The sequence below is a fragment of the Hymenobacter terricola genome (assembly GCF_017921975.2).
Classification (GTDB): Bacteria; Bacteroidota; Bacteroidia; order Cytophagales; family Hymenobacteraceae; genus Hymenobacter; species Hymenobacter terricola.
Genome location: NZ_JAGEMO020000070.1, coordinates 1 through 1185, shown reverse-complemented (window position 1 = coordinate 1185; position 1185 = coordinate 1). Strand labels below are relative to the sequence as shown.

At 62.0% G+C, this 1185-nt stretch carries 1 protein-coding gene; it reads right to left on the bottom strand.

From position 1 onward, the window contains the following. Positions 1-98: 98 nt before the first annotated feature. Positions 99-1160: an IS110 family RNA-guided transposase gene (locus tag J4G38_RS23335; protein WP_210522230.1), complete on the bottom strand. Its 1062-nt coding sequence runs from the start codon at positions 1158-1160 to the stop codon at positions 99-101. Between the last annotated feature and the right edge of the window lie 25 nt (positions 1161-1185).

Here is a 1185-nt window from a genome sequence, read left to right as displayed (position 1 = left end):
AGATACTGTAATGAAAAGCAAGGAATCGGGCAATTATTTTTACCTTTGGGCCTCTTAAAGGAGGGCCTTCGGGTTCATCCTGTGTAGCCTCGGCGCGTTTACGTTGCCGGGGCTACTTCTTTTTCGGCCATGTGGGCCGGATGGTAGTGTGGGTCATAGGGCCGGTCGTTCTTCCAGAGCGAGAAACAGAGCAGCAAGAGTTTGCGCATGACGGCAATCACGCCCGGCTTGCCGCTGGGCTGGCGAGCCCGCAAGCGGGCATAAAAGGCCATTTGCTGCGGATTGGACCGTAAGCTGCTCACCGCCGGCAGGTACAGGGCCTGGCGCAAATGCACGTTGCCTCGGCGGGAGATGCGCGTGGCCTGGGCCGAGAGGCCGCTTTGCCGTTGTACCACGTCCAGGCCGGCATAGGAGGCCAATTGCCGCTCGTTTTCGATAAGCACGAAGCCGTTGGTTTCGGCCACCACCACGATGGCCGTGGTCAGGCCGATGCCCGGCACACTAGTCAGGTGGGCCAGCTTGCGGGCCAGTTCGGGCTCGGCTTCGAGTAGCGCAGCCAGGTCCTGGTCGACGGCTTTCAGCTGCTCTACCAGCAGGTGCTGGCGGGCGGCCAGGCGTTCGAGGGTCCGGGCGTCGGGCTGGTAGCTGTGGTCGTAGGCGTGGCGCTGGGTTTTGAGCCGCGCTCCTTGCCGTTTCAGGCTTTGGCGTTCGCGGGCCAGGGCCCGCAACTGGCGCAGGGCCGGCGTGGGCGGCTGCCAGACGGGCAGGGCCCTTTCCAGGCCCAGGCGGCAGAGCAGGCGGGCGTCGAGTTGGTCGGTCTTGCTCTTCTGCTCGGTACTCTGGGCAAAGTGCTTGACTTTGTTAGGCAATAAAACACTCAGCACTTGCTGGTTATCCGACAGAAAATAGGCCAGCGCTTCGTAGTGGACGCCCGTGGCCTCCACCACGAACCACAACGGGGCGGCGGTGGCTTGCTGCTTGACCGTCCAGGCGAGCACGGCTGCAAAGCCGGCCGGCGTATTAGCGAAAATGGCTTCTTTGCCGAAGCGCAGGTGCTGGTTCACCTCGATGCGGCCGAAGCAGGCCACAAACGTGTCTTTGGCGATGTCGATGCCCACCACGTATTTGAGCGGGGCCGTAGGGGAAGAAAGTGTTGGCATGTACAGGACCGGAAAAGAAGGATAA

Excerpts from the sequence above, each read along its gene's own strand:
- J4G38_RS23335 (WP_210522230.1), bottom strand. The coding sequence starts at position 1,160 with ATGCCAACACTTTCTTCCCCTACGGCCCCGCTCAAATACGTGGTGGGC.